General features: G+C 63.8%; 2 protein-coding genes. Both read left to right on the top strand.

The features are described 5' to 3' along the window. Positions 1–55: 55 nt before the first annotated feature. Positions 56–517, top strand: a complete 462-nt coding sequence (locus ABZS43_RS36575; RefSeq protein ID WP_225062796.1) for a hypothetical protein — start codon at positions 56–58, stop codon at positions 515–517. A gap of 68 nt (positions 518–585) precedes the next feature. After that, positions 586–1,489, top strand: a 904-nt coding sequence (locus ABZS43_RS36580) for a DDE-type integrase/transposase/recombinase (protein WP_355040589.1), incomplete at its 3' end; no start/stop codon positions are given.

Consider the following 1,489-nt stretch of genomic DNA (forward strand, 5'->3'; position numbering starts at 1 on the left):
GGGGGACGCTGTACTCCTTTGAGGTAGACCAGGGCGAGACAGGAACGATCGAGCAGTGACGATGACCTTGGCCGACCAGGCCGCCGCGACGGCGGCGGGGCAGAATGGGCCGGTGGGCAAGAAGACGGGGCGGCCGGCGCGGCGCACGTTCACCGCCGCGTACAAGGCGCGGATCCTCGCCGAATACGACGCCCTGCCAGAAGGCGGCCCGGAACGCGGCGCCTTGTTGCGGTCGGAGCGTCTCTACCATTCCCATATCGAGCATTGGCGTAAACAACAGTCGAAGGGAACACTGTCCGCGACGACCGGGAAACCGGCGAAGGATCCGGTGACCGAGGAGTTGGAACGGCTGCGGGCGGAGAACCGGAAATTGAAATCCGATTCCACGCAGCTGGCGGCGAAGAACGAGAAACTCGAGTCACAACTGGGTAAGACCAAGGCTGCCCTGGATCTGGCGGGAAAAGCCTTCGCGCTCTTGGAACAGATCTCCGAGAGCGCGGATTCCGACGGCAAGTAGACGCCATCCTCACCCAGCAGACGCCGGGATTGGAACAGCTACTGGGTGTTTCGGCGACCTGTTCGCTGTTGGGAAGGTCCCGTGCCACCGAGTATCGGCGCCGTAATCCGATACCGCACCCGCGCCGGCAACGGCGGCCGGGTCGGCATCCGGCGCAGCTCAGCGACGCCGAGCGCGACCGGATTCTGGCGGTGCTGGACTCGCCGCGGTTCACGGACAAAGCACCCGCGCAGGTGTGGGCGGTGCTCCTCGACGAGGGCGTCTACCTGGCCAGTGTGGCCACCATGTACCGACTACTGCGTGAGCGCGGCCAGACCGGCGAACGCCGCGCCCAAGCCATCCACCCGCCGCGCAAGAAACCCGAACTGATGGCCGACGCACCGAACCAGGTGTGGTCGTGGGACATCACGAAATTGAAAGGCCCCGCCCGCGGAATCTATTATCAACTGTATGTCATCCTCGACATCTTCTCCCGCAAGGTGATCCATTGGGAGATCTGGACCACCGAAACCGGTGAACTCGCCAAAGAATTCATCCTCCACGCCATCGAAGCAAATAACGGTGTCATACCCGGCGCTGTCCACGCCGACCGCGGCACGTCGATGACATCGAACACCGTCGCCGGCTTGTATGCACGGCTCGGGGTCGACCAGTCCCATTCCCGGCCACACGTGTCGAACGATAACCCCTTCTCGGAAGCGAACTTCAAAACCTTGAAGTACTGCCCAGCATTTCCCGGCGCGTTCGGTTCGCTGGAGGACGCACGCCAATTCTGCGCGGCGTTCTTCCGGTACTACAATTACGAGCACCGCCATTCCGGGATCGCATGGCACACAGCAGCATCGGTACACGACGGCACCGCCGCCGGGAACCAGCAACGCCGAGCCCAGACCCTGGACCAGGCATTCACGGCTCACCCCGAACGCTTCCACGGCCGCCGACCGCTACCACCCAGGCTGCCGATCCGGGTCT

It is taken from the genome of Nocardia sp. NPDC005366 (genome assembly GCF_040606855.1).
Classification (GTDB): Bacteria; Actinomycetota; Actinomycetes; order Mycobacteriales; family Mycobacteriaceae; genus Nocardia.